12 protein-coding genes, 2 tRNA genes and 1 riboswitch are annotated in these 14,363 nt (G+C 72.7%); of the genes, 3 read left to right on the top strand and 11 right to left on the bottom strand.

Features of this window, described 5'->3' with window-relative positions; translation table 11 throughout:
* The first annotated feature begins 81 nt into the window (after window positions 1-81).
* Entirely contained in the window at window positions 82-1,593 is a 1,512-nt protein-coding gene (locus tag IE272_RS11635; protein WP_190006780.1) for a PrsW family intramembrane metalloprotease, read from the top strand.
* A 46-nt stretch (window positions 1,594-1,639) separates the two neighbouring features.
* Here IE272_RS11635 and IE272_RS11630 read toward each other — a convergent pair whose 3' ends face one another.
* The 5 genes from IE272_RS11630 to IE272_RS11610 form a co-directional block, all read right to left on the bottom strand.
* Entirely contained in the window at window positions 1,640-2,584 is a 945-nt protein-coding gene (locus IE272_RS11630; protein WP_190006779.1) for an aldo/keto reductase, read from the bottom strand.
* 157 nt (window positions 2,585-2,741) lie between these two features.
* Window positions 2,742-3,773 (bottom strand): M23 family metallopeptidase, encoded by a 1,032-nt coding sequence (locus IE272_RS11625; RefSeq protein WP_056702433.1) that lies wholly within the window; start codon window positions 3,771-3,773, stop codon window positions 2,742-2,744.
* Between the two features lie 11 nt (window positions 3,774-3,784).
* Window positions 3,785-3,937, bottom strand: a riboswitch (cyclic di-AMP (ydaO/yuaA leader).
* Window positions 3,938-4,216: 279 nt separating this feature from the next.
* Window positions 4,217-5,437 (bottom strand): PP2C family protein-serine/threonine phosphatase, encoded by a 1,221-nt coding sequence (locus IE272_RS11620; RefSeq protein ID WP_190006805.1) that lies wholly within the window; start codon window positions 5,435-5,437, stop codon window positions 4,217-4,219.
* Between the two features lie 140 nt (window positions 5,438-5,577).
* Complete coding sequence (locus IE272_RS11615) at window positions 5,578-6,324, bottom strand: MerR family transcriptional regulator (RefSeq protein WP_190006778.1); 747 nt, start codon at window positions 6,322-6,324, stop codon at window positions 5,578-5,580.
* 108 nt (window positions 6,325-6,432) lie between these two features.
* Window positions 6,433-6,506 (bottom strand) — tRNA-Met (locus IE272_RS11610).
* A gap of 202 nt (window positions 6,507-6,708) precedes the next feature.
* Between IE272_RS11610 and IE272_RS11605 the strand changes: the two genes are divergently transcribed.
* On the top strand, window positions 6,709-7,527 hold the full coding sequence (locus tag IE272_RS11605) for a CPBP family intramembrane glutamic endopeptidase (protein WP_229897272.1): 819 nt from the start codon (window positions 6,709-6,711) through the stop codon (window positions 7,525-7,527).
* 104 nt (window positions 7,528-7,631) lie between these two features.
* Here the strand turns inward: IE272_RS11605 and IE272_RS11600 are convergent.
* The 6 genes from IE272_RS11600 to IE272_RS11575 all read right to left on the bottom strand — a co-directional run bounded on the left by IE272_RS11600 (window position 7,632) and on the right by IE272_RS11575 (window position 12,532).
* A tRNA-Lys gene (locus IE272_RS11600) sits at window positions 7,632-7,705 on the bottom strand.
* A gap of 206 nt (window positions 7,706-7,911) precedes the next feature.
* Window positions 7,912-10,248: a DEAD/DEAH box helicase gene (locus IE272_RS11595; protein ID WP_373304167.1), complete on the bottom strand. Its 2,337-nt coding sequence runs from the start codon at window positions 10,246-10,248 to the stop codon at window positions 7,912-7,914.
* Window positions 10,249-10,457: 209 nt separating this feature from the next.
* On the bottom strand, window positions 10,458-11,030 hold the full coding sequence (locus tag IE272_RS11590) for a hypothetical protein (protein WP_050358689.1): 573 nt from the start codon (window positions 11,028-11,030) through the stop codon (window positions 10,458-10,460).
* 301 nt (window positions 11,031-11,331) lie between these two features.
* Complete coding sequence (crcB, locus tag IE272_RS11585; RefSeq protein WP_050358690.1) at window positions 11,332-11,706, bottom strand: fluoride efflux transporter CrcB; 375 nt, start codon at window positions 11,704-11,706, stop codon at window positions 11,332-11,334.
* Window positions 11,703-12,185 carry a fluoride efflux transporter FluC gene (locus IE272_RS11580; RefSeq protein WP_190006777.1) on the bottom strand — a complete coding sequence of 161 codons (483 nt, stop codon included), beginning with the start codon at window positions 12,183-12,185 and terminating at the stop codon, window positions 11,703-11,705. Before IE272_RS11580 ends, crcB begins: the two co-directional genes overlap by 4 nt.
* Window positions 12,182-12,532 (bottom strand): metallopeptidase family protein, encoded by a 351-nt coding sequence (locus IE272_RS11575; protein WP_032790371.1) that lies wholly within the window; start codon window positions 12,530-12,532, stop codon window positions 12,182-12,184. The genes IE272_RS11580 and IE272_RS11575 overlap by 4 nt, the downstream gene beginning before the upstream one ends.
* Before the next feature lie 112 nt (window positions 12,533-12,644).
* Between IE272_RS11575 and IE272_RS11570 the strand changes: the two genes are divergently transcribed.
* Window positions 12,645-14,288 (top strand): metallophosphoesterase family protein, encoded by a 1,644-nt coding sequence (locus IE272_RS11570; protein ID WP_073958360.1) that lies wholly within the window; start codon window positions 12,645-12,647, stop codon window positions 14,286-14,288.
* Window positions 14,289-14,363: the final 75 nt, after the last annotated feature.

Raw genomic sequence — 14,363 nt, 5'->3', positions numbered from 1 at the left:
CACCGCCCGCGACGGCCCCCCGCCATGTCCTGGCCGGATGCGCCGTCGCCGGGTGTCGGTGCTCCTCGTTAGGGTCGAGAGGTGTCCGACCCCTCCGTGCAGCAGCAGCAGGCGCGACCCGCCGTCCCGGTCCTCCATGAGGAGCGGCTCGACGAGGTCCTGGGCGCCGCGCCGGAGCGCGGCCGAGGGCGCTACCGGCCGCACCGCGTCGGCATGGTGTGGCGCAGCAAGGTGTTCCGCGCCGGGGCCGTGATCGTGGCGCTCGTGCTGTGCGGGCTGGTGATCCTGGCCCTCGTCCGGGAGCAGACCGGCCCGGAGGGGTTCCTCGTCGGTCTCGGCCTGGCGGTGCTTCCGGTGCCGCTCCTGATGGCCGCCTTCCGCTGGCTGGACCGGGTCGAGCCGGGGCCCTGGCGGAATCTGCTGTTCTCCTTCGCCTGGGGCGCGTGCGCCGCCGCGCTCGTCGCGATCATCGCCAACTCGTTCGCGACGCGCTGGATAGCCACCGCGACGGCCGACCCGGCGAGCGCCGACACCCTGGGGGCGACGGTGATCGCCCCCGTGGTCGAGGAGAGCGCGAAGGCGGCGGCCGTGCTGCTGATCTTCCTGTTCCGCAGACGGGAGTTCAGCGGGGTGGTGGACGGCGTCGTCGTCGCCGGCTTCACCGCGACGGGCTTCGCGTTCACCGAGAACATCCTCTATCTGGGCAACGCCTTCGGCGAGGACCAGCTGTCGGGCAGCTCCGGGTTCGCCTCGGTGACGGCCGGGACGTTCTTCGTGCGGATCGTGATGTCGCCGTTCGCGCATCCCCTGTTCACGGTCCTCACCGGCCTCGGCTTCGGCTTCGCCGCCGTCAGCGCCCGCCGCCACCGGGCCCGCCGGATCGCCCTGCCGCTGCTGGGGCTGCTGCTGGCGATGGGTCTGCACGCCCTGTGGAACGGCTCGTCGTCCTTCGGCCCGTACGGCTTCTACACGGTGTACGGGATCGTCATGGTCCCGGCGTTCGGCCTGGTGACCTGGCTGGCGATCTGGTCGCGTCAGCGGGAGCTGCGCACCCTGGCGGCCGAGCTGCCCGCCTATGCGGCGGCCGGCTGGCTCACCCCGGCCGAGCCGTCGGCGCTCTCCTCCATGCGGGCCCGGGGCATGGCCCGCGACCTGGCCCGCCACTGGCAGCCGGACCGGACGCGGGGCAGGGCCGCGGCCCGCGCGGTAGCGGAGTACGAGTCGTTCGCGACCTCCCTGGCGGGTCTGCGCCGCCGGGCCCGCCACGGCGCGGTGGGCCCGGACTTCGGCGCGCGGGAACGGGAGTTGCTGCACCACCTCTGGCAGCGCCGGGAGGTCGCCGCCCCTGCCCTCGCCCACGCGGCCCTCCTGACGGCCCGCCCGGGCGCCCACCACGGCCGCCCCCTGCCGCCCCCGTACGGAACCGGAAACGGATACGCCAACGGGTACGGGTACGGAACCGGATACGGCCCCGGGCACACGCCCGGATACGGACAGACGCACGGGCCCACGCCCGGATACGCCCCGGGCGCCTACCCGCCGCCCCAGCCGTACGGCGGCGCTCCGCACAGCCACCGACGCCCGCCGTCGTAGCGCCGGCGGACGGCGGGGGCGTGAGCGGTGGCGGCGTCCGGCTCCGTCAGGCCGACGCCTCGGTGAGCAGGGCGAGTTCGCCGTCGGTCAGCCGCAGGTCCGCGACCGCGACGAGGGCCGGGAGCTGTTCGACCGTACGGGCGGAGGCGATCGGGGCGGCGACGGTCGGCTGGGCGGCGAGCCAGGCGAGGGCGACCGTGGCGATCTCGGCGCCCCGTTCCCCGGCGACCCGGTCGAGGGCGGCCAGCACCTTGCGGCCCTGCTCCGACTCCAGGTGGCCGCCCGCCTTCGCGGAGCGGGCGCTCTCCACGGTCGTACCGGGGCGGTACTTGCCGGTGAGGAAGCCCGAGGCGAGCGCGTAGTACGGGACGGCGGCGAGGCCTGCGGCGGCCGCGGTGTCCTGGAGGCCGCCCTCGTAGGTGTCGCGGGAGACCAGGTTGTAGTGCGGCTGGAGTGCGACGTACCGGGCGAGGCCCTCGCGCTCGGAGAAGTCGAGGGAGGCCCGCAGGCGCTCGGGGCTGATGTTGGAGGCGGCGATGTGCCGCACCTTGCCGTCCTTCACCAGCTGGTCGAGGGCGGTGATGATCTCCTCGACCGGGACGGTCTCGTCGTCGAAGTGCGTGTAGTAGAGGTCGATGTGGTCGGTGCCGAGGCGGCGCAGCGATGCCTCGGCCGCGCCCTTGATGGTGCCGGCGCTCAGGCCCCGGTGCTCGGGGTGGGCGCCGACCTTGGTGGCGACGACGATGTCGGACCGGTTGGAGCGGGAGGCGAGCCACTTGCCGATGACGGTCTCCGACTCGCCGCCCTCGTTGCCCTCGACCCAGGCGGAGTACGAGTCGGCGGTGTCGATGAAGTTGCCGCCGGCCGCGGCGTACGCGTCCAGGACGGCGAAGGACCGGTCCTCGTCCGCCGTCCAGCCGAAGACGTTGCCGCCGAGGGCGAGGGGGAAGACCTGGAGGTCGGATGTGCCGAGAGTGCGCGGAGAAGTCATGTGGAGGTTCAACGGGCCGGGGCGGGGGTGATATTCCGTCGCCCGGCGGGCCGTACCGTCCCCGGACAGACCGGCAGCCCTGACGTCGGGGGGTGTGCGTCAGGGCTGCCGGGGTTGCGGGCCGGCGACGGAGGACGTCGGCCGGAGGGGCGGGAGGTCAGACGTTCAGGCCCTTGCTGTTCAGCCAGGCCATCGGGTCCATCGCGGAACCGCCCGCGGTGCGGACCTCCAGGTGGAGGTGGACACCGGTCACGTTGCCGCTGTCGCCCATGCGGCCGATGGTCTGGCCGGTGGTGACCTTCTGGCCGACGGAGACCTCGATCGAGGACTGGTGGGCGTACCAGATCTCCGTGCCGTCCTCGAGTTCGAGCACCGTGCGGTAGCCGTACGAGCCGGAGTAGCCGGCCGACGTGATCGTGCCGCTGTGCACGGCCTTGAGCGGCGCACCGGCGGAACCGGCGAAGTCGAGGCCGGTGTGCTGGCCCGAGGACCAGAGCGCGCCGGACTGACCGTAGGTCGAGGTGATCGTGTACGAGAAGGTGGGGAGGGAGAAGCTGGCGGCGAGCTTGGCGAGCCGCTCGGCCTCCTTCTTCTTCTTCTCCGCTTCCTCCGCCGCCTTCTTCTTCGCGGCGGCCTCGGCCTCGGCCGCGTCCTGCTGCTTCTTTGCCTCGGCGGCTGCGGTCTCGGCCGCTGCCTTCTCGGCGGCGGCCTTGGCCTCGGCGTCGGCGCTGGCCTGCTGCTGCTCGGCCTGCTGGAGGATCCGGGCGCGCAGCGCCTCGCCGGCGTCGGTGCCCTGCTCGGCCTCGGCGCTGGTGAGGCCGGCCGTGGTGAGGGGCGCGGCTGCGGCGACCGGGGCGGGCTCGGCCTCGTCCGACAGCAAGGACCCGACGCCGGGAAGGGACTTGGCGTCGGGGAGGTTGTCCGCGATCGAATCGGGAAGAGAGATGGAGACCGGCGCCTTGTCCTGCGCGGTGGCCATACCGCCCGCACCGACGGCCGCTATGACACCGACGCCGAGGACGGTGGAGCTCCGGGCCAGACCACGCTGCTTGGCCACACGGTGCTTGCCGCGCACGGGGCGGATGGACTCCGCGGTGGGGTTCCACTCCCCCGTGGACCGCTCCGCGCCACCGTAGGTGTCGGCACTGAAGGGTGACACGGCCTCAGGGGCAGGCTTGTTGGACGCCACGTGGGCGCACTCCTTTCCTTCCTTCTCGCCTACCGGGTTAGCTGACGGGTTCGGAGCAGGAAGGTCTCCTACGGGCCCCTCCGTCTCTCACGAGACGCAGGCGTCCGATTCACCCCATGTAGGTGGTTCCCCGGTTCCCTTGCGGAATTCGGCGCTCGCGCGCGGTGCCGTCTCCGACGACGGCTGTGCGACCGCGCTGCGTTATCGAACGTTAATAGACAGACGGGCCCGATTCCAAGCTGTTCCTGTTGATCATTAACGAAGACGGCGGGGATGTACGGGTCACAAGCGGGTGGAATCGGGCGACTTGACCGCGACTCAGCCACACCACTTTTTCTGACGGTGTGTCAAATGTTATGCGGAGTGGTGCCCTTCGATTACGCACCGTGTCATCGCCCTGCCGAGGCCTGCCGCCGCCCGCTCGCCGGTCCGCCGCCGCCCCGTCATCGCCCGGCGTCGTCGCCCCGGCCCACGATCTTCACCGTCGTCCGGGGCACGGGCTGCCCCTCCGCCGGCCGGCCGACCGCGATGAGCGCCATGTCGTCCGTGGTCCGCCCGCCGGTGTGCAGCCGTACGTCGTCCGTCAGCGCCGACAGCAGTTCCTCCGGGCCCGGGAAGATCCGGCCGCGCAGCCGGGCCGCCGGGTCGTAGAAGACCCCGTTCGGGTCCCGGGCCTCGGACAGTCCGTCCGTGAAGGCGAGGAGCGTCGCCCCGGCGGGCATCGCCCACTCGTCCGCCCGGTCCGGCCACACCCCCAGGTCCATCCCCAGGGGCAGCGCGGGCACCGAGGGCGCCAGCACCTCCAGGGCTCCGTCGGCGTGCAGCAGGATCGGCTCGGGGTGGCCCCGGTTGACGAGGCGCAACGAGGCCGAACCGGGCGGGATCTCGGCCAGCACGGCGGTGATGAACCCCTCCATGGCGTCCAGCCCGTACCGCCGCGTCCCCTCCCGGGCCAGCGCCCGCTCCAGCCGCTGCGCGACGCCCTCCAGGGAACGCTCCTGCTCGGCCGCCTCCCGGAACGCCCCGATGATCACCGCCACCGCCTCGACGGCGCCCAGCCCCTTGCCGCGTACGTCGCCGACCACCACACGCACGCCGTACGGGGTGTCCGCGACGGCGTACAGGTCGCCGCCCACGAACTCGTCCGCCTGCGCCGCCTCGTACCGCGCGGCCACCTGGAGCCCGCCGATCCGCTCGGCCGGGGTCGGCAGCACGGCCCGCATGGCGGTCTCCGCGATGACCCGGGCCGAGGCCAGCTGCTCGTTGCCGCGCCGCACGACGCCGTTGATGACGAGGGCCAGCACCGACGCCGTGAGCACGGTGAGCATCTCGATGACCGGGACCACCTGGGTGGACGTCCCGTCGGAGAGCCGCATCGCGAGGACGGAAAGGACCGCGGCGATCCCCGTACGGACGGTCCGGGACCGCGAGAAGAACGGCGCGGCGATCAGCGGGGCCGCGACGAACAGGGGGACCGCGGTGAAGTTGGGCGGAGCCAGCGAGTCGAACATCAGCCCGCCGAGGATCAGCAGGGCGGGCAGCATCCGGACGAACCGCCCGGTACGCCGCCCGTCGGACGTCAGCTGGCCCTCCCGGGACCCGAACACGGCACGGCCCACGGCGTCGATGCTCCCCGCCGTGCCCCTGCGCCGCTCGTCGGCCATCCCCACCTGTGCACTCCTGCCCGGTCCACCCACGGCTGCGGACGGTACCGCGCCCCGCCCAGGCTTCCCGGAGCCGCGCCGAGCGGCTACTCCGCATCGGCCGAATAGGGGGAAGGCGGACGGCGGTCCCGCTTCCGTGGTCAGTCGGAGAGCCGGTGTTCCGCGTATACCGTCAGTGCGTCCCGTACGAAGGCGGCGGTGCCGTCCCCGTAGCGATCGTAGTTCTTTCCGAAGCGAGGATCGGCGACATACATCTCGCCGAGCCCGATCACGTACGAACGGCTGGGCTCCTCGGCCGAGGACAGCCACGCGCAGTGCCGCCGCGCGAGGTCCTGCGCCTCGGCCCCGTCGGCCGCGAGCCCGGCCTCCGCGGCCCGGCCCCAGGCGCGCGCGATGGCCTCGTGCTCGTCCTGGAAGGCCTTCTTCTGTCCCGGCCCGAGCGAACGCCACCAGCGGTCGCCCTCCTCGTACGCGTCCCGGCCCCAGCGCTCGGTGACCTCCTGCTCGTGGGCAGTGTGGTCGAAGCCGTCGAACACTTCATCGGCCATGAGTTCCGTCCCCTCCTGCGTCTTGTGGAGAGTGGTCCGCACCGAGGCGATCTGCCGCCCGATGCGCGCCTGCTCCTGTTCGAGCAGCCGCAGATGCGCCCGCAGCGCCACCGCCGTGTCCCGCTGCCCCGCGAGCACGTCCTTGATGGCGGGCAGCGAAAGACCGAGTTCCCGCAGCAGCAGGATGCGCTGCAGCCGGACGAGGGCGTCCTGGTCGTAGTAGCGGTAGCCGTTGTTCCCGATCCGGCTCGGCGTGAGAAGACCGAGGTCCCCGTAGTGCCGGAGCGTGCGGCTCGTGGTGCCGGCCTGTCTGGCGATTTCCTGAATGGACCACTCCATGCCGGAAACGCTAGATCTTTACGCTGCGTCAAGGTCAAGCCGAACCATCACGGCGCCGGAAAACGACTCGGGCCCGGCACGCTGTGCGTGCCGGGCCCGGGCCTTCAGTAGCGGGGACAGGATTTGAACCTGCGACCTCTGGGTTATGAGCCCAGCGAGCTACCGAGCTGCTCCACCCCGCGTCGGTAAACACCACTCTACGGCATGACCGGCGCGCCTCCGACCAATTACGGCGGGGGCCCGGGGCACCGCCCGCCCTCGGGGACTCCTCCATGGCTTTTGCCCTGTTCCGCATGAGATCTTTGCGAAAGTCCGCATCCGACCGGGTGGCTGGGGCAGGTGGAGCGGCGGCAGTGCTCCCGCCACGGAGAAAAGGGTGATGTGGTGCAGGACGGAACGGGCGTGACGGACGGGGCGGGCGCGATACGGGTGGGCCGGCCCGGGCGAAGGCTGGCGTGGCCGTGGTTCCTGGTGATCGTCGCCGTGTACGCGGGCATCATCCAGGGCCTCGGCTTCCTGACCGGCGTGGACACCGGCAACTCCGACAGCGCGTTCCCCACCACGGAATCCCTCGTGCGCAACGCGCTGATCCCGATCGGGGCGTCGATCGTGTTCGCCGCCGCCGTCGTGACCTGGCTCGGATGGTGGGGCGAGGTCCTGCACTGCCGTGTGCCCGTTCGCCGCTGGGTGCGCTGGGTGCCGGCCTCCATGCTGGCCGTCGCCCTGCTCGGCCTGAACTACGGTCACCTCGGCGACCAGAGCGCCTCCCTGGTGGCCTCCCTGCTCCTGCTGGGCCTGTTCGTCGGCGTGGGCGAGGAGCTCATGTTCCGGGGCATCGGCGTACAGGTCTTCCGCCGGGCCGGGCTCACCGAGGGCAGGGTCGCCCTCTACTCCTCGCTCGTCTTCGGCCTCGTACACCTCAGCAACGCCTTCGGGGCGGGAGCGCAGGCCATCCTCCAGGCCCTCATCGTCTCCACCTCGGGCTACTTCTTCTACCTGTGCCTCCGCGTCGGCGGCGTCATCCTGCTGCCGATGCTCGTCCACGGGCTGTGGGACACCAGCCTGTTCTCCAACCTCGTCGGCGACGAGCCGCAGGCGTCCCTGGGCATGGTCCTCATCATCGTGCTCCAGGCCGTCCTGATCGTCCTGCTGCTCGTCAGGCGCCGCTCCATCGAACCCGAGGCGGCGGAGATCCCCGCCTGACCGTGCGTACGCGAGACCCCGTGCACAGCGAAACGCCTCGGCCCGCAGGAGCGGACCGAGGCGTTTCGTGTCGGGCCGGAGGGAGTCCCTCGCCCGGTGACCGGTAGGCCGTGTGGGACTCGAACCCACAACCAACGGATTAAAAGTCCGCTGCTCTGACCAATTGAGCTAACGGCCCTCGACGGATCACCCCCCGAGCATAGCCCGCCCGGTCCCGGCAGCCGATCCGGTATCGGTGTCGGGCCCGTCGCGGGCTCCGGGAGGCGGGCTCACGGGACCGGGAACAGCAACAGGGCCCGTACGTCACCGAGTCGGTTCGGTGGCGTACGGGCCCTGCCGGTCTGTCAGGCGGACCTGCTCGGCCGGATGCCGGCCGGGCGGGGGTCAGCCGTTGCGCTTCCAGCGCGGCTTGTCGTCGCGGCGGCCGAAGGAACCGGTGTTGGTGCCGGTGTTGGCGCCGCGGTGGTCGTCACGACGGCCGGTGGGGCGGTCGCTGCCGCCGCCGGAGCGGAAACCGCCGGAGGGGCGGTCGTCGCGACGGTCACGGTTGAACGGGCGGTCGCTGCCGCCGGAGCGGAAGCCACCGGAGGGGCGCTCGTCACGACGGTCGCGGTTGAACGCGGGACGGTCGTTGTCCCGACGCTCGAACGAACGGCCACCACGGTCGTCCCGACGGTCGCTGCTGCCACCGGAGCGGAAGCCACCGGAGGGGCGCTCGTCACGACGGTCGCGGTTGAACGCCGGACGGTCGTTGTCCCGACGCTCGAACGAACGGCCACCACGGTCGTCCCGACGGTCGCTGCTGCCACCGGAGCGGAAGCCACCCGACGGACGGTCGTCACGACGGTCGCGGTTGAACGCCGGACGGTCGTTGTCCCGACGCTCGAACGAACGGCCACCACGGTCATCGCGACGGTCGCTGCTGCCACCGGAGCGGAAGCCACCGGAGGGGCGCTCGTCACGACGGTCGTTGCCGCCGCGGTAGCCACCGCGGTCGCCACCGCGGTTGTCGCGGCGCTCGTAGTTGCCCCGCTCGTCGCGGCGCTGCTCGTCACGGGCGGCCGGCTGCTCCGGCACGGAGACGGCTGCCACGAGGGCGGCCTCGGCCTCGGCGGCGACCTCGGCCACCGCAGCCTCGGGGTCGTCGCCCCGCTCGCGCGCGGCGCGGGCGACCAGGCGGTCGGCCTCCTCGCGGAGCTCGACGGCGCGGCGCTGGATGCGCTCCAGCTGCTTCGTCAGGTCGGCGGCCTCGCGCTCGGCCTGCTTGGCGGCGTTGTTCGCGGAGTCGGCCTGGACCTCGGTGAGCGAACGGGCGCCGGTGATCTCGGCGACCTCCGGCTCGAAGACGCCCGCGCCCTGGACGATGTGGCGCGAGGCGTCGACGCCCGCGTCCTCCATCAGGCGGAAGATCTGGCGGCGCTGGTGCGGAAGCGCCAGCGAGACGACGACACCGGACTTGCCGGCGCGGGCGGTACGGCCCGAGCGGTGCAGGTAGTCCTTGTGGTCGCCGGCCGGGTCCACGTTCAGGACCAGGTCGATGCCGTCGACGTGGATACCGCGGGCGGCGACGTCGGTCGCGACGAGCGCGTTGACGTAACCCTTCTTGAAGTCCTCCAGGACCCGCGTACGGGCGCCCTGGGTCATGCCGCCGTGCAGCGCGTCGGCCTTCACGCCGGACTCGATGAGCTGCTCGGCGATGCGGTCCGCGCCCAGCTGGGTGCGGACGAAGATGATCGTGCGGCCCTTGCGGGCGGCGATGGCGGCCGTGACCGGCGCCTTGTCCTTCGGCTTCACGACGAGGACGTGGTGCGACATGGTCGTGACGTTGCCCTGGGCGCTGTCGACCTCGTGCGTGACCGGGTTGGAGAGGTAGCGCTTGACCAGCGTGCCGATCTCGTTCTCCATGGTGGCGGAGAAGAGCATCCGCTGACCCCCACCGGGGATCTGGTCGAGCAGCTCGGTGACCTCGGGCAGGAAGCCCAGGTCGGACATCTGGTCGGCCTCGTCGAGGACGGCGACCTGGACGCTCGCCAGGGAGCAGGCGCCGCGGTTGATGATGTCGCGCAGCCGGCCCGGGGTGGCGACGAGGACGTCGACACCGCGCTCCAGCGCGTAGATCTGGTTGCCCATCGACGTACCGCCGCAGACGACCTTCATCTTGAGGCCGAGCACGTCGCCGTAGGGCTGCAGCGCGTCCGCGACCTGCATGGCGAGCTCACGGGTCGGGGTGAGGATGATGCCGCGCGGCTTCTTCTTCTCGGTGGTGCCGCCGGAGAGCGAGGCCAGCAGCGGCAGACCGAAGGAGAGCGTCTTGCCGGAGCCCGTACGGCCTCGGCCGAGGATGTCCTTGCCGGCCAGGGCGTCCGGGATGGTCGCCGCCTGGATCGGGAAGGGGGCGGTCACACCGTTCTGCGCGAGCTTGCGGACGATGCCCTCGGGCAGGCCCAGGTCGCCGAAGGTGATGGTCGGCTCGGCGTCGGCCTCGTCGGCGATCTCCTCGGCGGAGTCCGCGATCTCCTCGGCGGGAGCGTCGGCCTGCGTGTCGGCCTGAACGTCGGTGATGAAGTCCGCGACGGACTTCTCGGCGACGACGGTCTTCTCGGCGGCCGGGGCGGTGGCGCCGGCGGGGGCCTCGGTCACAGCGGCCTCGACGAGCTCGACGAGCTCGGCGTTGTCGACGTTCTCGGGCATGACGGTGTGGTCAGAACTGGAAATTGACATGCGAAATGCGAAACCTTCCGGAGTCTCGGCACGCGCCCATAACTCCGTGATTCGCAATTTCGACCGCCTCAATGCGGTCCAGCCACGGCAAGGGAGAGTACGCGCCACACGGCGCTCTTCTGTGTCGGCGCCGGGCAATGGGATCAAACGATCTACCACCATACGCACTCTCACCCACATTGCGCAAACCAGCCCCCGAAGACCTCCGGCTAGACCGGCCCCACCTGCGGCGATGCCTCCGGAGTCCGCAGCGGACCGGAGGCCTCCGGTCCGCTCATCGCATGGGCCCGCAGCTGCGCGGCGGGCGAGGCCGAGGGAAGCGGCTCCGGCGGATCGGTGGGCTCCGGCTCGGGCTCCGGGTCCGGGTCGGGCGTCGGCGGGGCCGGCGGCTCCGGGGTGGTCGGCGGCGGCTCCCCCGGCCCCGGCGTCGAGGGCGTCGGCGAGGGCGGGGGTCCGCCCCGGGTGGGACCGGGCGCGGCCGGATCGGGGCGCGGGTCATCGGGGGTGACCGACGGCACAGCACCGGAGGCGTCCGGGCTCGGGCTGCTCCCGGGCACGGCCCGGTCCGAGTGGGGGTGGGCGCCCCCGACGCGCCCCCCGGTCCGCCCGGAGCCGGGAACCGTGTCCCCGGCCGGATCGGCGACGGAGCCCTTCGGGCCGGCGGACCGCGAGGGCCCCGGCCCCCCGGCGTCGTCCTCGCCGACGCTCATACAGCCGGTGGACGCGGCGATCGTCAGCGCGGTGACGGCTGCCCAGCGGACAGGGGCGGACAACTGGCGCACGAGTGGCACCTCCGGGGCGAGGGGGCGGAGAGCGGGGGCGACGGGCGGGAGCGGAGAGCGCGGCGCCGGGGCGAAGCGGGAGTCAGGAGCGAGCGGTACGGCGTCGCACCGTGCCCAACTCCCCCGACCCCGCCGGAGACACGCCCGAAACGCCACCCGCCCGCGCGACGGCCCGCGAAACGGCCCCCGGGCACCGCACGGATCACGCAGCCCGCCCTCGCGATGACCGGCGAAACAGCCCCGGGCAGCGCAGGAAACACGCCGAACCCACCCGCGCGACCGCCCGCCCGCCGTGCCCCCGCTACCCCCCGAACCCGCCCGCCAGCTCCGCCCCCAGGAACACCGCGCCCAGGCCCGCCAGCAGCGACGCCAGGACATTGGCCGCCGCCAGGAAGGCCCGGCCCGTCTCGGCCAGGCGGAGGGTCTCGTACGAGAACGTCGAGTACGTCGTCAGCGCCCCGCACAGGCCCGTAGCCAGCAGGGCGTGCGCCGGGGAGGACACCGCGGCGCCGGTCAGCAGCCCGAGCAGCAGGCTGCCCGCCGTGTTCGCCGTGAAGGTGCCCCACGGGAAGACGTACGGGACGCCCGGGCCCTGGTGCGCCTGCACCGCACGGTCCGTCAGGTAGCGCAGGGGCGCGCCCACCGCCCCGCCGATCGCCACCAGCAGCCAGTTCACGCGGCCCGCCCCTCGCCCCGGGAGCCCCGGGAGCCCCGGTCGCTCCGGTCCAGCCAGGTCCTCGTGCCCGCTGCCGCCGCCCACACCGCCCCGAGCGCCGCCACCACCGTCGCCGCCGCGTACGCCAGTCCGGTCAAGGCCTCCTGACGCACGAGCAGGTCCGAGACGCCGGACGCGTACGTCGAGAAGGTCGTGAAGCCGCCGAGCACGCCGACGCCGAGGAAGGGCCGCACCAGTGGGTGGGTCACCCGGCCCCGTTCGACGGTCAGCACCATCAGGACGCCGATGAGGGCGCAGCCGCTCACGTTGACGAAGAACACCGTCCACGGGAAGCCGCCCCCGCCGGGCCACAGCACCAGGGCCCCGTAGCGGGCGAGCGCGCCGAGCGCGCCGCCGGCCGCGACCGCCGCCAGCACCCGGCCCTGCGGGGCGGCGGGCGGGCCGGGCTCCGGCAGTTCCCGCGGGGCCTGCTCGCTCACCCGTAGCCCAGGGCGTGCAGCCGCTCGTCGTCGATGCCGAAGTGGTGGGCGATCTCGTGGACCACGGTGATCTCGGTCTCCGCGACGACGTCCTCCTGCGACTCGCACATCCGCAGCGTCGGCCCCCGGTAGATGGTGATCCGGTCCGGCAGCACCCCGGCGTACCACTCACCCCGGTCGGTGAGCGGGGTGCCCTCGTAGAGCCCGAGCAGGTCGGGGTCGCCGGGCTCCGGTTCGTCCTCGACGAACACCGCCACGTTGTCCATCAGCCGTGTCAGCTCCGGCGGAATCCGGTCCAGAGCCTGGCTCACCAGCTCCTCGAACTGTTCGCGCGTCATCTCCAGCACCCGGCCATTGTCCCGTACGGGGGCGGGGCGCGGGCAGATGGCGACCGTCCCGGACTCATGACCGGGCGGGCCGCCCGGCATGGCGAGGGCCGTACCGGGGCATACGGGCCCAATGGTCCGCGTCCCGTTCCGTGCCGCAGCCGACCGCGTCCGGCACCGCCTCACCCAGCTCGTCGGCCCGAAGTCCCGGGGCCACGCCTCAGCCCGCACCCGCTCCCGTACCCCCGCCGGCACCGGCGCGGCGACCTCCGGCGACCTGACGGGCACCGCCCGCCGCCCGTACCTCCGCGCCCTCGGCATGCTCGCCGTCGTCGTGCTGGGCGCCTGGCTGGGGCTGCTCGCCGTGGGCAGCATCCGTACGCCGGTCGGCCCCATGGACACCAACATGACGCTACGCCCCTCCCTGACCGGCGGCAGCAAGATCAACGTGTCCCCGCTCGGCGCCCTGGAGCTGGACTCGCACAGCGCGCCGCTCCGGCTCGACGTGGACGTGGACCGCCTCGACCCCGAACGCTCCCAGGCCCTGGTCGACCAGCCGGAACGGTTCTCCAGGCTCCAGGACGAGGTCACCCGGGACGTCGCCGCCGGCACCCGGGAGCTGGCCGTGCGCTCCTGTGTCGCCGTCGTCTCCGGCGCGACCGCGCTCGGCCTCGTCGTCTACCGCCGCCCCCGCCGCGCCCTGGCCGCCGGCGGGCTCGCCCTCACCCTGCTGGCCGCGTCCGGCGTCAGCGCGTACGCCACCTGGAACCCGAAGTCCGTCCTGGAGCCGAAGTTCTCCGGGCTGCTCTCCAGCGCCCCGTCCCTGGTCGGCGACGCCCGCTCCATCGTCACCGAGTTCGACATCTACCAGCAGGAGCTGGCCCGCCTGGTCACCAACGTCACCAAGCTGTACGACGCGACCTCCACGCTCCCCGTCTACCAGCCCGACCCCGGCACCATCCGGGTCCTGCACGTCTCCGACATCCACCTCAATCCGGCGGCCTGGCACATCATCGCCTCGCTCGTGGAGCAGTACGAGATCGACGTCATCGTCGACTCCGGCGACACGATGGACCACGGCTCCGCCGCCGAGAACGGCTTCCTCGACCCGGTCCGCGACCTCGGCGCGCCCTACGTCTGGGTGCGCGGCAACCACGACTCCCCCATCACCCAGGCGTACCTGGAGAAGTTCAGGAACGTCCGGGTCCTCGACGACGGCAAGGCCGTGAACGTCGGCGGGCTGCGGATCGCGGGCACCGGCGACGCCTCCTTCACCCCGGACAGGACCGGCCCCGGCGGCAACAAGGCGGCTGCCCAGCTGGAGGGCGCGCGTCTGGCCTCCGCGCTGCGCGACCAGGAACGCGCGGGCACCCCGGTCGACATCGCCGTCGCCCACGACCCGAACACCGCCCGGGAGACCGACGGCACGGTCCCGCTGGTGCTGTCGGGCCACCTGCACCGCCGGATCAACGAGCAGCTGAAGCTCGGCACGCGGCTGAAGGTCGAGGGCTCCACGGGCGGCGGCGGGCTGCGCGCCGTGCAGAACGAGAAGCCGGAGAAGGTGCACGCCTCGGTGCTCTACATGGACCGCTCCACCCGTCGGCTCCAGGCCTGGGACGAGATCACGCTGGGCGGTCTCGGACTGACGACCGCCGAGGTCAGCCGCCACCTTCCGGAGGAGAACCTGAAGAAGGACGCCCCCGTCTCCCCCACCCCGTCGCCGTCCCCCTCGCCCTCCGCCACCCGCTCCGCGGCGCGCCCCACCCCCTCGCCGTAAACCGTTTTGGCGATAGCTCCACCCATCCCATATGCTTCTCACGTCCCCGACGCGCTGCAAAGCGAACAGGCGGGC

Source organism: Streptomyces anulatus (genome assembly GCF_014650675.1).
Classification (GTDB): Bacteria; Actinomycetota; Actinomycetes; order Streptomycetales; family Streptomycetaceae; genus Streptomyces; species Streptomyces anulatus.
The sequence above is the reverse complement of the archived record's forward strand: the minus strand, read 5'-3'. Positions and strand labels throughout refer to the sequence as shown.

Excerpts from the sequence above, each read along its gene's own strand:
- IE272_RS11630 (WP_190006779.1), bottom strand. The coding sequence starts at position 2,584 with ATGACTTCTCCGCGCACTCTCGGCACATCCGACCTCCAGGTCTTCCCC.
- IE272_RS11620 (WP_190006805.1), bottom strand. The coding sequence starts at position 5,437 with ATGGCCGACGAGCGGCGCAGGGGCACGGCGGGGAGCATCGACGCCGTG.
- IE272_RS11615 (WP_190006778.1), bottom strand. The coding sequence starts at position 6,324 with ATGGAGTGGTCCATTCAGGAAATCGCCAGACAGGCCGGCACCACGAGC.
- IE272_RS11595 (WP_373304167.1), bottom strand. The coding sequence starts at position 10,248 with ATGTCAATTTCCAGTTCTGACCACACCGTCATGCCCGAGAACGTCGAC.
- IE272_RS11570 (WP_073958360.1), top strand. The coding sequence starts at position 12,645 with ATGGTCCGCGTCCCGTTCCGTGCCGCAGCCGACCGCGTCCGGCACCGC.